This is a genomic window from Mangrovibacter plantisponsor (assembly GCF_003182475.1).
Classification (GTDB): Bacteria; Pseudomonadota; Gammaproteobacteria; order Enterobacterales; family Enterobacteriaceae; genus Mangrovibacter; species Mangrovibacter plantisponsor.
The window spans coordinates 74,888-91,599 of sequence record NZ_QGTS01000009.1 but is presented as its reverse complement, the minus strand read 5'-3'; the positions used below and the strand labels follow the sequence as shown (position 1 = coordinate 91,599).

Genomic DNA, 16,712 nt, shown 5'->3' with positions numbered 1-16,712 from the left:
GCGCCCTTTGTGGCGCGGTTTTTTTCATTCTATTTTTAAGGAGGAATTATGACTCAGTATACTTTTCCCACTGGCTTTTTTTGGGGGGCTGCAGCGTCTGGCCCACAAACAGAAGGTGATATTAATAAACCCCATCGTTCTATTTGGGATAGCTGGTTCAGAGAACAACCTGAGCGCTTTTTTCAACAAATTGGTCCACAGAAAGTCTGCGAAACCTATGACAAATTCCGCGAAGATGTCGCGCTCATGAAACAAACAGGCTTTAACTCATTTCGTACATCAATTCAGTGGTCACGGTTAATTAACGACCTGGAAACAGGCGAACCCGATGCGGACGCAGTACGGTTCTACAACGCATATTTTGATGAAATGATATCCAACGGCATTACGCCGATGATCAACCTTTACCACTTTGATATGCCAGAAGTATTGCAAAAACGCTATGGTGGCTTTGAGTCAGCCCATGTTACTGAACTTTTTGCCCGTTTTGCCCGTACTGCGTTCCAGTTATTCGGCCATAAGGTGAAACACTGGATAACATTTAATGAGCCCATTGTGCCGGTCGAAGGAGGGTATTTGTATGATTTCCACTACCCCAATAAAAAAGATGGCAAACTGGCCGCTCAGGTTGCTTTTAATATTATGCTGGCTCATGCCAAAGCAGTAAGAATATTTCGTGAAACAGTTCCCAATGGTGAAATTGGGGTTGTACTTAACCTGACACCCTCTTATCCACGCAGTGATTCTGACGCAGATAAGAAAGCCGCCTGGTATGCCGACTTACTGTTTAATCGAAGCTTCCTCGACCCGTTGGTGAAACATGAATTTCCCAAAGAGCTCTGTGAAATTCTCGCTACACATGATTGCCTGCCAGAAATGCAGGCCGGCGATGCTCATCTTATCACCAGTAGCGCCATTGATTTTCTTGGGGTGAATTATTATGTTCCACGGCGCGTAAAAGCCAGGGAAAGTGCTTACACACTCGATTACTTTACCCCTGAATACTATTTTGAAAATTATGTTGATCCTGACGGGCGGTTTAACCCTTACCGGGATAATAACGAGATCCTGCCACAGGCAATTTATGATATTGCCACAAACATTCGCGATAACTACGGCAATATCAAGTGGTACCTGGCAGAAATTGGAATCGCGATGGATGAGGAATCAGAAGGGCAACCTCAGGCAGATGGTGTCATTGATGATACATTTCGCATTAGGCTGATGGAAGAGCACCTTCTCCAGTTGCACCGGGCTATCACTGACGGCTCTCAATGTTTCGGCGTTCACCAGTGGACCTTCATTGATAACTGGTCATGGATTAATAGCTTTAAACGCCGTTATGGTTTCTGGCGGCTTAATCTCACAACAGGTGAGCGGCAAATAAAGCGCAATGCTCTCTGGTTTGAAAAACTGGCCCGCTCTAATACGCTGACAATTAGTACACCGGAGGGAGAGCAATGAACCCTCGCGTATTCTACCCACTGCACAACACCATCAAGCACTACCCCTGGGGCAGCAAGCAGGCATTCAGTACATTATTCGCCATTTCTGACACCGACGGGCAGCCTCAGGCAGAAATTTGGATGGGTGCACACCCTTCAGGTTGTTCTGTGGTGGAGCAGCCCAACGGCACACAATTACCGTTAAGTGAGCTGATTAACCAGGAGCCGGAAACAACGCTGGGTCTGCGAGTCTCACAGCAATTTGGTGAGTTGCCTTTCCTGCTCAAGGTACTGGCGGCCCAAAGTGCATTATCGTTACAAGTGCATCCGGAAAAAACATATGCAGAGCAAGGTTTTCTCCGGGAACAACAAATGGCATCAGGTGACTACCATGACGGTAACCATAAGCCAGAGCTGGTTTATGCTCTGACTCCATTTATGGCAATGAACGGATTCCGGCCTTACGATGACATCATTCACCACTTCGAACTTCTTGATGCACCAGAGATTAAGCATGCGCTGGCAGACTTTAAAGCGCAACGTGATGAATCAGGCTTACAGCATTTCTTTATTGCCCTGATGCAGTTGGAGACTGCACAGCGTAGTGCTGCTCTCGCCAGACTTGAAGAGAAAAATAATACTGGGGTATTCCCGCAAATAACGCCTTACCTCAAAAAACTTATTCAGGATTACCCTGGTGATATTGGTTTACTTAGCCCTCTTCTCCTGCACTGCATCACCCTGGATCCCGGTGAAGCAATGTTTTTGTGGCCAGGCACATTGCATGCTTATATCCAGGGGGTAGCAGTTGAAGTTATGGCTAATTCAGATAACGTACTGCGCGCCGGGTTAACAGCAAAAAAAATTAACCTGCCAGAGCTAGTGCGCTGTACACATTTTCATTCCCGTCCGGAAAACACCTTAACCATGAAACCTGTTCAGGAAGGCCATTTTTTGTCTTACCCTGTTCCGGTGGAGGATTTCCGCTTTACTTTGTCAAAAACTAACGATTCAGTGCCAGTTATGCTTGAAAGTGTCCAAATCATCCTGGTTATGAGTGGTCATGCGATGCTGAGTCACGCCAATGGCGAGACGCTCAACCTGGTAGCTGGCCAGTCTGCTTTTATCCCTGCCAGCACCGGGGAGTATGTACTGAGCCATCAAGGTGAGGTTTGCCTGGTCAGTGCTTGATCTGGTTTCCCCTGAGCCATCCACAGTGATGGGCTCAGGGTTACAGGAAGGTAATATTATGCGGCTGACAGCACTGTAACTACGCCGATTCGCGAATGATAAGTTTTGGCGGCAGGATCAGGCTGTATGTTTCACTGCTACGCTGCCCAAGCTGGCTGATTAACCGCCTGGCGGCCTGGCGGCCCATTTCACGCGCATTGAAATTGACAAACGTAAGGGAAGGTTCGGTTAGTTCCGCTTCTTCGACGTCGTCAAAGCCAATAACAGAAACTTGCTGGCCAATAAACTGATCTTTACCGATTGACCGCCCCGCCCGGTGTACACCATAAACCGCACCCAGCGCAGTTGACGAATGGTGGCACAGCATCGCGGTCACTTGTGGCTGCGCTAACAGTAATTGCTCCACAGCCTGAGCGGCAGACGACTGGCTTTTCCCGCATTCCACCACCCATTCAGGCCTGAATGGTAAACCAAACTGCAAGAGTGTTGAGCAGTACCCACCAATACGTTCAGCCCGGCACAAAGAGTGGCTTGCCCCGCCAATGTAAGCAATTCTGCGGTGCCCCTGGCGGATAAGATGTTCAGTCGCGAGTTTTGCCGCAGACATATTATCCGGCCCAACATAATCAACCTGTTTATACACTGGCGCACGAGCAATGCAGACCAGTGGTAAACCATGTTCTTGCAGATTCTCAAGATTGAATGGCTGGCTTTCGTCGATAGGGCAAAACGCTATGCCACCAACGCCCTGCCGCGCCATGGTTAACAGACATTTTTCGAATTTTTCCTGGCTGTCACCACTCTGAGCCAGAAACAGCATAAAACCCTGCTGCTCTATCTCCTCGCTGATACCAGAAGCCACTTCAGCGTAGTAAGGATCACTGATGTCTTTCAGTATTAATCCAATGATTTCGCCTGCCCCGGAACGCAGGTTAGCTGCGGCCCGGTTACGTATGTAACCCAGCTCTTCGACGGCACCATTCACTTTTTCTATCGTGTCAGTAGAAATCCGCCCTTTGTTGCCCAACACCATCGACACCGTAGAAACCGATACACCGGCATGTTTAGCCACTTCTGTGATGGTCACCTTTTTTGCAGACATAGATTCACTTTCAGGATGAGAAAAACGTTTTATCAGAAAACTTTAACCCTGGAAGCCTGATTTTAAAAGCTCGCAGTTTGGGGAAGCCAAACTTGTTTAACACGATCACAGATATTTTGATAAAACGTTTTATCAAAATTTTACCTCTGTATATTGTGCGGATAAAGACAAAAATCCCCTGCACATAATCAGTTGATGGCTTGTGCGCTAAAAGTTCTCAAACTCTGGAGACGTGATATGTCGAATGCTAACAAATCGACCATTTGGGAGTTCCTGCAAAGCCTGGGCAAGACCTTCATGCTACCCGTGGCACTGCTGGCATTTTCCGGCATCTTACTCGGGGTCGGTAGTTCGTTTTCGAGTTCGGCGGTTAAGGCAGCAATCCCTTTGCTGGATAATAACTGGTTGCAATACTTGTTCATGTGGATGACCAAGATTGGTCTGGTCGCCTTTATCTTTTTGCCAGTGATGTTTGCCGTTGCCATTCCGCTGGGTTTAGCCCGCGAAGAGAAAGGCGTCGCAGGGTTTGCCGGGTTTGTTGGCTACGCAGCATTCAATCTCGCCATCAATTTTTTCTTAACAGTTGCGGGCGTGCTGGATGACCCAGCCGCGCGCACAGCTTATGGCGTAAAGAATATTATCGGCATTGAGTCTATTGATACCGGTATTCTTGGCGCGGTTATTGTGGGCGTAATTGTTGCCAGGCTCCACCAGCGTTACTACACATTCAAAATGCCCGATGCGCTGGCCTTCTTCGGCGGTGCGCGCTTTGTGCCAATTATTTCAGCCATTGTTCTGGGTGTGGTGGGCGTATTTATTCCCTATGTCTGGCCTTACTTTGCTGCGGGAATTAACAGCATAGGCCATGTTATTGAAAAGGCCGGGGTCTTTGGCCCAATGCTGTTTGGCACTGGCGAGCGTTTGCTGCTTCCTGTTGGGCTTCACCATATTTTGGTGGCACTGATTCGTTTCACCGAAGCGGGCGGCACGATGGATGTCTGCGGGCAAACCGTCTCTGGCGCACTGAACATCTTCTATTCTGAACTTTCCTGCCCCACGACCACGGCTTTCACACCAGAAGTTACCGCGTTTTTATCTCAGGGGAAAATGCCTGCTTTCCTGGGCGGCTTACCTGGTGCGGCTCTGGCGATGTACCATTGCGCCCGCCCGGAAAACCGGTCAAAAATCAAAGCGCTGCTTATTTCTGGCGTCGTAGCCTGCGTTATTGGTGGCATTACCGAACCACTCGAGTTCCTGTTCCTGTTTGTTGCGCCGGTTCTGTATTTGATTCACGCCATCCTGACGGGCATTGGCTTTATGCTGATGGGGATGCTGGATGTCACTATTGGCAATACCGACGGTAATCTGATCGACTTCCTGGTATTTGGCGTGCTGCAAGGCACGGCAACCAAATGGTATTTAGTGCCTCTGGTGGCAGGTATTTGGTTCGCGGTTTACTACGGCGTGTTTAAGTTCGCTATTACCCGGTTCAACCTGAAAACGCCAGGCCGGGAAGTGGATAACGCTGCGGTTGATCAAGAGTTGCAGGCAGTATTTGTCAATGAATCTGGTAAAGGTGCGGCAGTCCTCGCAGCTCTGGGCGGGAAAGAAAATATTACTTCACTGGATAACTGCATAACGCGCCTGCGCCTGTCCGTTAACGATATGAGCTTAGTGGACGACGCCAAACTGAAGGCGCTGGGTGCCCTGGGCGTGGTGAAATTAGACAAACACAGTTTACAGGTAGTAATTGGCACACAAGTTCACCTGGTGAAAAACGAAATGCAGGCCATTATTTCCGCAAGCTAAGAACGGTTTGCATTAATGCTCACTTTCGGCACGTTTCTTTCCAGTGCCGAAGGTGCGTAACCTGGGGTGATACGCATGACACAGAACACTGACTTTGATACACCGATTGACCGCACTGGTACTTACTGCACACAGTGGGATTATGTCCAGGACAGGTTTGGGCAGCCCGGCCTGCTGCCTTTTACCATTTCAGATATGGACTTTGCCGTACCAGAGCCCGTGCTGGCCGCCCTTAAGCAGCGGCTTGCACACCCGGTTTTTGGCTACAGCCGCTGGAACCATGATGATTTTAAGTCTGCCATCAGCCACTGGTGCCAGTCCCGTTTTGGCTGCGCCATTGATAAGCAACATGTGGTTTACGGGCCATCCGTTATCTACATAGTTTCTAAACTGATTGAGCAGTGGACTGAACCTGGTCAGGGTGTTGTTTTTCATACACCCGCTTACGATGCGTTCGACAAAATGATTACCGGCCAGGGAAGAGAGTGTATTCATAGCCCGCTGGTTAACAGGCAGGGCCGGTTTGAAATCGACTGGGGCGATTTAGAGCGCAAGCTGGCTGATGCCAGGAACACACTGTTCTTATTATGCAGCCCGCACAACCCAACCGGGCGGGTATGGAGCAGGCACGATCTACAAAAACTCGCAGATCTTTGTGCACAGCACCATGTCAGGGTTATCTCCGATGAGATCCATATGGATCTCTGTTTTAAACCTCATACGCCGTATGTCGGGTTTGGGCCATCTGAGCACTGGGCACTGGTAACTTCCGCATCCAAGTCGTTCAATATCCCGGCACTGAACGGTGCCTGGGCGTTGATTCCCTGCCCACAGGCCAGAGAGCAGTACCTGCACAAACTCAAAGACGTGGATGGCCTTTCATCACCCGCTATTTTGGCTGTTCTGGCAACCATGGCGGCTTACCACGAAGGCGCGACATGGCTTGATGCACTGAATAATTACGTTCGGGCGAATCATGTGTATTTACAGGAAACACTGCACAGCGCATTCCCTGAAATAAGCTACCAGTTGCCCGATGCAACTTATCTGGCGTGGCTGAACCTGAGGCCGTTGAAGCTCAATATGGCAGAGCTTAACCAGGCATTAATCGAACAGTTTCACGTAGCCATTATGTCTGGTGAGGTGTACGGGGAAGCTGGCCTGGGTTACTTGCGCCTCAACCTTGGGTGCCCACGCGCCAAAGTAGAGCAAGGTGTGGCAGCATTAATCCAGGCGATTAAACTGCAACGGTAAGCAACCAGGGGTTGTGTGCACGAGCAACCCGCCGCCTTCCCCTTGGTATATGTGGCAAATAGCCTGTGTGGCAAAAAGCATCATGGCTGAGAATACTGGTACAGCTCGCCAACCGTGGCACTGGCAGCAGTGTGGCGGTACAGTCGGTCGATTTGCACCAACAAGAGTTCAGCACAAGCCACTGCATCCACCAGCGCATGGTGTGCCGGGTAATCAGGCAGCCCGTAACGGCGGCGGACTTCAGCCAGTTGCCAGTAACCACGCGGCTCTTGCTCCATTCCCCAGGGCCGGGGTAATGATTTTTCGATGTTAAGCGTATCCAGCCAAATCAGAGCGGGGGCTGGCAACCCTGCCAGCCTGAAAAAACGCGCAATAAATGCCTGTTCAACCACGGTGCCATGCCCTAATACCACCTGCCCATCCAGCGCCTGCCATACGCTTTCCAGTGCTTCTGCCAGTGGTAACCCCTGGCGCTGCATCTGGGGCAGAATATGGTGTAACCGAATTGCGTCCCCCTGCTCCGGAACGGCTGACTGCACCAGCATATGCCGCGCAGAGGCAAGGCGGATTATACCCGCCGGTAATGCCACAAACCCGATACTGACAATATTGTCCTGGTCCGGGTTCAGGCCACTGGTTTCAAAATCCAGAGCGAGAATGGTTTGCCCGAACAGAGGTGCATTTTCACCAGCCAGTGGCCGGGAAAACACGGTCGCCAGAGCCCCAGGCCAGGGTAAACCGGCCTGTTGTGCATAAAGCTGTGCAAGCCGTTGCCAGGCAGAGCGACGCAGGAAGGGCCAGCGCATCTTACAGCCCGAAGTGCATTTTCGCGGCATCCTGAAAACCGCTGATAATCCGGAAAGCGTCTTTCAGGTGCTGGCGTTCAAAACTGCCAAAGCGCGCAGGTTGCAGGATGTTATCCGGGGTATCGCCACGCTTCAGGGCCTCACGCTGGTGAACATAACGTAACTGATTTACATAATGCCAGGTGCCCGACATATTCTCCCCGGAGGCATGGTTCAGAACCCCGGCATCAATCAGTGCCTGAATACGCTCCCCGGTATTCAGTTGCCGTAACCCCTGCTGCAAACTGTAAATGCGTACCAAATCCACCAGGCAGTGAATCGACGCATCTTTAATATTCAGTACCTTCTGGTTATCGCCATTTTTTTCCAGTACCAAATTATGGAAGATGCCCAAAGGAGGGCGAATACGCAGTGCATTACGCAACAGAGAAACCATAAGCCGTGGATTATTGCTCACTTGCTGATGGCGGTAATCGTCTACCCGGGCAAACAGCGCCGGGTCCCCGTCAAGGCAGCGCAGCTCAACAAACACATTCAGATTGAGCAGGTATTCATATTCCGGGTTAGTTGCCCACTTGCGGTAATAATGGCACCAGACCCTTTCGCGCTGGCACCATTTAGAAGTAGCCGCCATAAACCGGCCACTGCACAGGGTATAGCCGCACTCTGCCAGCCCTTTGCATATATACATGGCAAAGTGGTTAAAGTAGCGCAGGTCACGTTCAGTTGCGCTGTCTTCCAGAATCAATGCATTATCCTGGTCTGAAGACATATGCACTTCATTACGGGCATGGGACCCCGCAACCACCCAGCTCCAGGCGCAGGGCGGCTCACCAAAATAGTGAATCGCCATGGCTATCAGACGGCGGGTAAAGGCATCGTAAATCATGGTCATGACATCACCAATGATATCGGGCGCCACGTTGCCGTCTACCAGTGCCGCAAAAATGGCTTCCCGCACTGGCAACAATGCCTGCAATGCAGCAACGGAATCTGCCCGGCTGATTTGGTCGATTAAAAATATCGCCTGGACGCTGTTTTTCTGAATCAGTTGCTGGGGTGTAATCAGCCCCACCGGTTGCTGGCGGGCATTGAGCACTGGGATATTCTGGATGTTGTATTGCATCATCAGCAGTGTGGCGCGCAATACCCGCTGGTCATCCTGCACGGTGTGCAAAGAAGCGGTCATCACATCCGCTACCGGCCGTTGAATATCAACCCCTTGTGCCACCACCCGGCGTGTCATGTCTTTGTCCGTCATCATACCTACCAGGCGGCCCGCGTCATCGACGACAAAAGCACAGGTGGTACGCACGACATTACGCATCTGATGCGCAACCTGCTGGATGGTATCGCCCGGTTTAACCAGTGCCATATTCCGGCTGGCAACTTCGGTGACAGGTTTAAAAAACAAGCCTTTATCGGTATCTGACCACTGTACTTCAACCGCTGACGCCATGCGGGCCCAGGCACTGCGCGCCAGTTGCGAAATGATATGCGGGTAACCGGCCAGGGCATCAATCAGGCGCGCGTAAACAATCCGGTAGATAAGCGAGCTTTCCAGCGCCCGCACGCTGTAGTCGGCCACCTGCTGTTCCGGGCTGGCATGCAGGCTGAAACCGAACAGATCATCGCTGCCCAGTTTGGCTCGCAGGCTGCCATCTTTATGGCGCTGCTCAACCACACCAGAGCGAATAAAATAGAGATACTCCTGGTTATCTGGCGGATACTGCAGCACTTCATCCTGAGCCAGCCAGAGAATTTCCATATGGCGGGAAATACTATCCAGCACCGATACAGGCAATGATTCAAAAGGCTTCAGCGATTGCAGAAAGTTTATGATATTTGGCAGTAATTCATCATTCATCAACACCTCCGCCATAAGCAACAAAGGCCTTCTACTGAAGGCCTGAGGCTGACGACACACCTCATGTTCGTGCAGAACCAGAGGGTGTCACTCAATAAAAACCTGCCGTGTTTTACCAGAACAGCGCGTACAGCACCGCCAGTATCACAACAATGGCATAAGCCGCTACGTTAAAACTACGCTCTGTTTTAAAAGTGGCGGCAGTGACATGAATTGCACCGCTGTCATCATCCTGCTCTGATGTGCTCAGGCTGGTGAAGGCAATCACCACGATAGTAAACAGCAGGGTATACAGCATCTGGTCCATGAACGGCATGTTCAGCGGCATGAACTTCAGGAACAGTGCAAACGGAATGGATGCCACAACCCCAATGATAGCGCCTTTACTGGTGGTTTTTTTCCAGAACAGGCCCAGCAAGAAGACCGCCAGGATACCCGGGCTCACCAGACCAGTATATTCCTGAATATACTGGAACGCCTGACCGATACCACCCAGCATAGGTGCAACAAAGCAGGCAATAACCAGCGCCACAACCGCAGAAATACGCCCAACATTAACCAGTTTGTGGTCACCGGTATTCGGTGCGATGTGCGCTTTATAGATATCCATGGTGAAAATGGTCGCGGTGGAGTTCAGCATGGATGCCAGGGAAGACACAATTGCCGCAGCCAGCGCCGCAAACACAATGCCTTTAATACCAGCAGGCAGGAACTGAGTCAGCCACGGGTAAGCTTTATCGGCATGTGCAACACTTGGCAGGTTATGTGCCGCAACAGAACCCATTTGCGCCATCAGTTCCGGAGACTGGGTAATGACATAAGCCGCGATACCCGGAATAACCACCAGGAACGGAACAATCAGTTTCAGGAAGGCAGCAAACAGAATACCTTTCTGTGCTTCCGGAACAGATTTCGCCGCCAGAGTACGCTGGATAATGTACTGGTTGAAGCCCCAGTAATACAGGTTGGCAACCCACAGACCACCAATCAACACAGCAATGCCCGGCAAGTTCATATATTGCGGGTTGCTCTGGTCGAGGATCATCTGGAAGTGTTCAGGTGCGGCATCAAACATTTTGCCGAAGCCGGACAGGAAGCCGCCATCACCGCCAATAAAGGAGACGGCCATCCAGGTTGTCATCAGGCCACCGAGTACCAGGAAGAACACCTGAATAACATCGGTCCATACCACGGCAGAAAGACCACCATAGAGGGAATACACCAGCGCAAACACCGCCAGACCAATGATGGAATAAATCATTGGGATCCCAAGGATAGTTTCCAGTGCCAGGCCACCCAGATAGAGCACGGAAGTCAGGTTGACGAAGATGTACAACGCAATCCAGAAGATAGCCAGAATCGTCTTCAGGTTTTTGTTGTAACGCTTTTCAACAAACTCGGGAATGGTATAAATGCCTTTCTCAATAAAGACCGGCAGGAAGTATTTACCCACAATGATCAGCGTGATTGCTGACATCCATTCGTAGGACGCGATAGCCAGGCCAATAGAATAGCCAGAACCTGACATACCAATGAACTGTTCTGCGGAGATATTGGCGGCAATCAATGATGCCCCAACCGCCCACCACGGCAGTGATTTACCTGCCAGGAAATAGTCTTCCGTGCTCTTTTTACTTCCTTTCTTGTCTCTGGAAACCCAGATCCCGACCCCAATGATTATCGCAACGTAAACGGCGAAAACCATGTAGTCCAGGGTGCCTAAGCCGTTCTCGATGTTAGCCATCTGCCACTCCTATCCTTCACCCAAAAGCTGTTTGATAGCAGGAGTGTAATCGCTACCACTAATGAATAATGTCTGTTATCTCACATGTTTTAACTTTAATTTCATTATGTAAAAATAAAAAACATTAAAACAAATAAAAATCAAATGGTTACAAATAGAAGATGTAAACACGAAGTTTTAGTTAAGTTACATTGACATAACTAAACAGCATGGTTTTCTGGAGTTTTTGAAATCGGTTACAATGGTTTTTGTTGTGAATCAACATGTATCACACCGTATCTTGCGAACACATGAGTACCGCCAGGTTATCATCTTCAGGGCTGTTCAGGGCAAATGCCCGGTACTTTCAAAAGCGTTACAGCGAGGCACAAAAACCACCGTGCCCGTATTCACCAACAGTGTTAAAACCTGGGTGGCTAAAAATGAGAAGGAGTACAGGTGGGTTCTGAATAAAAAAACTCCGAATGTTCCCATCCGGAGTATCAAAGCCACGTACTTATACTACTGAGGTACTTTATTATAATGAGAAGAGAGGAAGACTACTCAACATAAAAAATATAATAATCAATACTCCAGGCTCAGCAGCCGTAAAAACTGACTTTTGGTAAAAATCATTCAGATGACATGTTTTTCACGCAATAAATTAATTTCGGCTCACTGTAACCCAGGTCATGTAATACCGTTGCAGTATGTTCCCCCCGCAATGGAGAAGAAGTAATATCAACCGAAGTGGTCAACAAAAACTGGCCACCGCGTTAGAGTTTTTCCAGTATCGGTTTTCTGATTCGTTTGGTGGTAACCCACCATTATATTCGTGCGGTCTTAGAGCGCTGTAATATCTAACGATATAGTCCGTTATTGCGTGAGCTGCATCGCTGAAGCTTACATAGCCCGTCGCCGGTACCCATTCGTTCTTCAGACGCCTGAAGAAGCGCTCCATCGGACTGTTGACGCTCAGCAGTTTCCACGCCGACTCATACTCTGCCTGAGCCGGTATCGCCACAGCAGCTGCCGGAACAGCCTGCTCGTATAATGACTGACTTGATCGCTGTGGAACATCACCCCGACTGGCTTACCACGGATTTCCCATGCCATTTCCAGTGCTTTCATGGTGAGCCTGCTGTCCGGCGCGAGCGACATGGCCCAGCCCACTGGTTTTCTTGCGAACAGGTCGACAACAATGGCAAAGTACGCCCAGCGCTTACCCGTCCAGATATAGGTCACATCACCGCACCTGATTTGGTTTCGTTACGGCGAACTGTCGCTCAAGATGATTCGGGATAGCAACGTGCTCATGACCGTCACGCTTATACCGGTGAGTCGGCTGCTGGCAACTGACCAGCCCCAGCTCTTTCATGAGTCTGCCAGCAAGCCAGCGCCCCATCTGGTAGCCTCTCTGGGTTGCCATTGTGGAGATGCTTCTTGCTCCGGCAGAGCCGTGGCTGATGCCATGCAGTTCAAGTACCTGACTGCGTAATACAGCCCGTCTGCCGTCTGGCTTTTCAGGACGGTTTTTCCAGTATTTGTAGCTGCTGCGATGAACCCCGAACACATGGCAGAGAGTGGTCACAGGATAACGCGCCCTGAGTCTCCCGATTATCGAGAACTGTTCAGGGAGTCTGACATCAAGAGCGCGGTAGCTTTTTTAATATTTCATTTTCTATTTCAATACGTTGTAGCTTTTTCCTGAGCTCACGAATTTCAATTTGTTCCGGGGTAATGGGGAGGCTTTTGGTGTTTTTCCCTGCCGCTCATCACGTAATTGTTTCACCCATCGCATCATTGTGGAAAGGCCGACATCCATAGCGCTGGCTGCATCTGCCACGGTATAGTTCTGGTCAACGACCAGTTGAGCGGATTCGCGTTTAAACTCTGCGCTGAAATTTTTTTTTCATTATGGCACCTGTGTTGTTCTGAGGTGAGCATATCACCTCTGTTCAGGTGGCCAAATTCAGTAAACCACTTCACTGCAGTGACTTTCTGAACCAGGGTTTCTTCCGTCATGGCCATGAGCAAATCCTTCTATTTCTTGTTCTTGACTTGGTAGCGTACAGGACGGGTGAGTTTTTCTAGCAAACCTTCTTCTTCAGCACGCTTCAGCCATTCAGTTAGCTGAGACTTATGAAGCTGAGTACTTTCAATCAATTCATCGACAGTGACTGGCTCATCGGCCAAACGTTGAAGCTCGGAAGTAAACAACTGATAGAAATCGACAGGGCTTGATGGCGCGGCTTCGCTTTTGGCAGTCTGCTCTGAAATAGTTTCAATATTTGTCTGACTTTCGTTGACAATACGCTCAACCTCTGGCTCGACAATTTTTATTTCAGGCACAGATTCAATCTCTGGACAAGACTCAGTCTCGGCGAACAACTCAGGCTGTGCAGACATGGAAAAGAGATCGCCCATTTGCTCCCTCACCTGATTCGCACGGCCACCTTCATTGCTCATTAAATCCGCAATATTGAATTCTTGAGTATCCGCCTCCAGCCAACGGCCACCTTTAGCGACCAAATATACATTGGCCGCATCTTTATCTGTTGTCTGCTTAACCCACAGCGGCACCCATGCCTTTTTCAAATTTTCTTCTGCACCGTTTAGCGTGCCGCCTTTTTTGCCCGAGTGAATCACCAGAGAGCTGTCTGCCAGACAATAGATGTATTTGTTGCGGGCCATGGCATTACCTGCGCTGAACCCCGCCTCGGGGTAGAAAGGCGAAACTAACACAGCATGAGCGTCCATCAGGCCTTTGCGCCACTTGCTGCTGGTCGCCGCTTTTAGCAGGCTATCGGCCATCACACCAATCACCGCGCCACCTTGTTTGATAGCACCAAGCATCGCCGTTTCATCAACGCCGCGCGCACCGCCAGAGACAATAGCAATGCCCTCAGCCGCTGCTTTCACACCCACTCGGTCAGTGAATGCCAGATCAGACTCACTGGCATTCCGCGAGCCAATAACCGCCAAGCCTCCGATATTCAACAAGGCTTTGTTACCACAACCAAACAGCACTGGCGGAGAATCTGTTTTCAATCGCTGCTTTAAGCGTTTTGGATATTCTGGATCAGAGCGGGTCACCACCCAAAGTCCAGCCCGTTGCCATTTTTCCATAGCCAGTGCGAGGCTATGACCACGATTCAGCAATTCAATGATGCGCTCCGCACTGATACGTGCATCGTGCCAGCCTTGCAGCAAGGCTTTCGGGTCGGTAACCAACAGGTCCGCTGGCGTGGTGGCTTTTTCTTTTAACCATAAGGCAAAGCGGCCCCATTCCGAATTAGTCAGCGGCTTTGCGCTTTCGCTGCTGGCTTTTGAAAAATAACTGGTCAGCAGCAAGGTCGCTTGCGCTGTGGGTGACAAAGAGCCGTCAGTTGAAGAAAAGTGAGATACATTCATGAGTCTTTCACCGAAGATGAAGCCAGCGCGACGGGATAGACCACACCACTGCCTGCTTGCTGTAAAAGTGCCGCGACGACAGTTAGCGTCCAACCAGAATCTACTATGTCATCCACTAACAAAACCGGTTGCCCCTGATAAAGCTGAATCACAGTAAACGCCCCATCCAGATTGCGACATTGGTGGAAGCGATTTTGCTGGCCTTTTTGCGGCTGGTTGTCTTTGACTTTGCTAACCGCATCCACAAATGGCAGCCCCAATCGTGCGGCCAGGCGACGCGCAAAATCTGGTACCAATTCAGGATGATTACGCGACGGCACGCAGCACACCCACTGAGGAGCAGGGTCAGGCTGCCAACGCTGATGTATCATTTCTGCCATGGCTTCAACCAATTCATCACCGAAACGCCCGGCATGTTTATTATCGGCAACTGTTCGCCCCCAACCAGCATCACCCCAGCGGGATAAAACACGGCCTTCCTGCGCGCGAAGTCGCTGGGGTAGATTGCCGCGAAAGCCGTATTCCAGAAACGCATTGGCCGCCACCTGTGCTTTTGGGGCAATTACCATTTCCGCATGCTTGAGGAAGGTGCTTGCGCTATGTGCCAAAGCAGGATCAACTGGTGCATTGATAACAGGCTGCCCCAGGCAAGACGAACATTTACCGCAAGGCATAGGATCGAGATCGTCCAGCGCCCGTCGCAAGAACGTCATTTTGCAGCCAGCATCATCCAGATACGATTGAACCTCTTGCCATTCCTGCACACGCTGTCCGGTTAAGTGTGCTATTCGGGCATGATCCATCTGGTAGCGAACAGGGGTTCTGACCCAGCGGCTACCGTCTTTAATAATAGGTGCCGGATTCTCCACGCCCAGCAACTTAAGTACTTTTTCAATCTGACCATTGCGCAGGTTAGTTTGTTCTTCGATGCTGCGCAGTGACAATCCATCACTCTGCTCCAACACCTGCAAAATCTCACTCACCTGATCCTCTGAAGGAAAAGCCGAGTCGCGGAAAAACTCGTGAATATCCTGATCTTCCACACCCGACATCAACACACCCACCGCATGATCAATACCACGCCCAGCACGGCCCACTTGTTGGTAATAAGCAACGATAGAGCCCGGCGCTTGATAGTGAATCACAAAGCTTAAATCCGGCTTGTCGTAACCCATCCCCAACGCTGTAGTGGCCACCAATACCTTTAACTGGTTGTTGAGTAGCAACTCTTCCAGATGCTGGCGGTAGGCGTTGCTGTTTTCAAAACCATCATGCTCAACACTGCCGTGATAGGCCTTGGCATCTATGCCATTCGCAACCAACCACTCAGCCACTTGTTCGGCGTCTCGTACTGTTAAGGTGTAAACGATGCCTGTACCCGGCAAGATGGGTATCACCTGCGCCAACCAAGCCAAACGGGATGCCTGATCGGGCAATAGCATGGTTTGCAGCGCCAGGCTTTCACGAGTCAACGGACCACGGTGAATCTGGATATCGCCAAGCTGGGTTTGAATGTCCGCTACTACGCGATTATTAGCTGTCGCGGTAGTGCCCAGTACCGGCGTATTAGCAGGCAACTGGCGAAGAATATTCACGATGCGGCGGTAATCCGGGCGAAAGTCATGGCCCCAGTCAGAAATACAGTGTGCCTCATCAATCACCATCAAGGCGATGCGGTCGGCAATGGGCTGCAACACGGTTTCAATAAAGCTGTCGTTAGCCAGGCGCTCAGGGGAAATCAGTAAACAGTCGACTTGATTATTCAAAATCTGCTGCGTCACCGCCTGCCAGTCGTTTTGATTGGCGGAGTTCATGGTCTCCGCAACAATGCCCAAACGCTGCGCCGATTCAATCTGGTTACGCATCAAGGCCAACAAGGGCGAGACAATAATAGTCGGCCCCATGCCGCGATCACGGAAGATTTTTGTGCTGATAAAGTAAACCGAGCTTTTACCCCAACCGGTGCGCTGCACCACTAATAACTTCTGCCGATGATTCACCAAGGCATCAATCGCTTCCCACTGGCCATCACGGAATTCGGCGGCGGGATTAGCCAGTGCTGTTTGAAGTAATTGTTGGGCTTGGGCACGGTTCATGATCA

10 protein-coding genes and 1 pseudogene are annotated in these 16,712 nt (G+C 50.3%); 4 read left to right on the top strand and 7 right to left on the bottom strand.

Translation table 11 applies throughout. The features are described from left to right. Positions 1 to 48 precede the first annotated feature (48 nt). Together DES37_RS15605 and manA are read left to right on the top strand one after the other, a co-directional pair. Positions 49 to 1,464 (top strand): glycoside hydrolase family 1 protein, encoded by a 1,416-nt coding sequence (locus DES37_RS15605; protein WP_110026630.1) that lies wholly within the window; start codon positions 49 to 51, stop codon positions 1,462 to 1,464. Next, on the top strand, positions 1,461 to 2,636 hold the full coding sequence (gene manA / locus DES37_RS15600) for a mannose-6-phosphate isomerase, class I (protein ID WP_110026628.1): 1,176 nt from the start codon (positions 1,461 to 1,463) through the stop codon (positions 2,634 to 2,636). The genes DES37_RS15605 and manA overlap by 4 nt, the downstream gene beginning before the upstream one ends. A gap of 79 nt (positions 2,637 to 2,715) precedes the next feature. Here manA and malI read toward each other — a convergent pair whose 3' ends face one another. Continuing rightward, positions 2,716 to 3,738 carry a Mal regulon transcriptional regulator MalI gene (malI, locus tag DES37_RS15595; RefSeq protein WP_110026626.1) on the bottom strand — a complete coding sequence of 341 codons (1,023 nt, stop codon included), beginning with the start codon at positions 3,736 to 3,738 and terminating at the stop codon, positions 2,716 to 2,718. Between the two features lie 237 nt (positions 3,739 to 3,975). Between malI and malX the strand changes: the two genes are divergently transcribed. Continuing rightward, on the top strand, positions 3,976 to 5,547 hold the full coding sequence (gene malX, locus DES37_RS15590; protein ID WP_110026625.1) for a maltose/glucose-specific PTS transporter subunit IIBC: 1,572 nt from the start codon (positions 3,976 to 3,978) through the stop codon (positions 5,545 to 5,547). 75 nt (positions 5,548 to 5,622) lie between these two features. Next, the gene (locus DES37_RS15585; RefSeq protein ID WP_036116585.1) at positions 5,623 to 6,801 is read left to right on the top strand and encodes a MalY/PatB family protein; all 1,179 of its coding nucleotides are present in this window, start codon (positions 5,623 to 5,625) and stop codon (positions 6,799 to 6,801) included. Between the two features lie 80 nt (positions 6,802 to 6,881). Here DES37_RS15585 and DES37_RS15580 read toward each other — a convergent pair whose 3' ends face one another. The 6 genes and pseudogenes from DES37_RS15580 to DES37_RS15545 form a co-directional block, all read right to left on the bottom strand. Next, a complete protein-coding gene (locus tag DES37_RS15580) occupies positions 6,882 to 7,607 on the bottom strand; it encodes a 3'-5' exonuclease (RefSeq protein ID WP_170123779.1) in 726 nt (241 codons plus the stop codon). Between the two features lies 1 nt (position 7,608). Further along, positions 7,609 to 9,474, bottom strand: coding sequence for a putative nucleotidyltransferase substrate binding domain-containing protein (locus tag DES37_RS15575; protein ID WP_110026621.1), 1,866 nt, complete (start codon positions 9,472 to 9,474; stop codon positions 7,609 to 7,611). Positions 9,475 to 9,586: 112 nt separating this feature from the next. After that, positions 9,587 to 11,218 carry a sodium/sugar symporter gene (locus DES37_RS15570; protein ID WP_036116581.1) on the bottom strand — a complete coding sequence of 544 codons (1,632 nt, stop codon included), beginning with the start codon at positions 11,216 to 11,218 and terminating at the stop codon, positions 9,587 to 9,589. Between the two features lie 733 nt (positions 11,219 to 11,951). Then, positions 11,952 to 13,113, bottom strand: a pseudogene (locus tag DES37_RS15560) (IS3 family transposase). A 127-nt stretch (positions 13,114 to 13,240) separates the two neighbouring features. Continuing rightward, positions 13,241 to 14,611: a DNA-processing protein DprA gene (locus DES37_RS15550; protein ID WP_110026616.1), complete on the bottom strand. Its 1,371-nt coding sequence runs from the start codon at positions 14,609 to 14,611 to the stop codon at positions 13,241 to 13,243. Continuing rightward, entirely contained in the window at positions 14,608 to 16,707 is a 2,100-nt protein-coding gene (locus DES37_RS15545) for a RecQ family ATP-dependent DNA helicase (RefSeq protein ID WP_110026615.1), read from the bottom strand. Before DES37_RS15545 ends, DES37_RS15550 begins: the two co-directional genes overlap by 4 nt. Positions 16,708 to 16,712 lie beyond the last annotated feature (5 nt).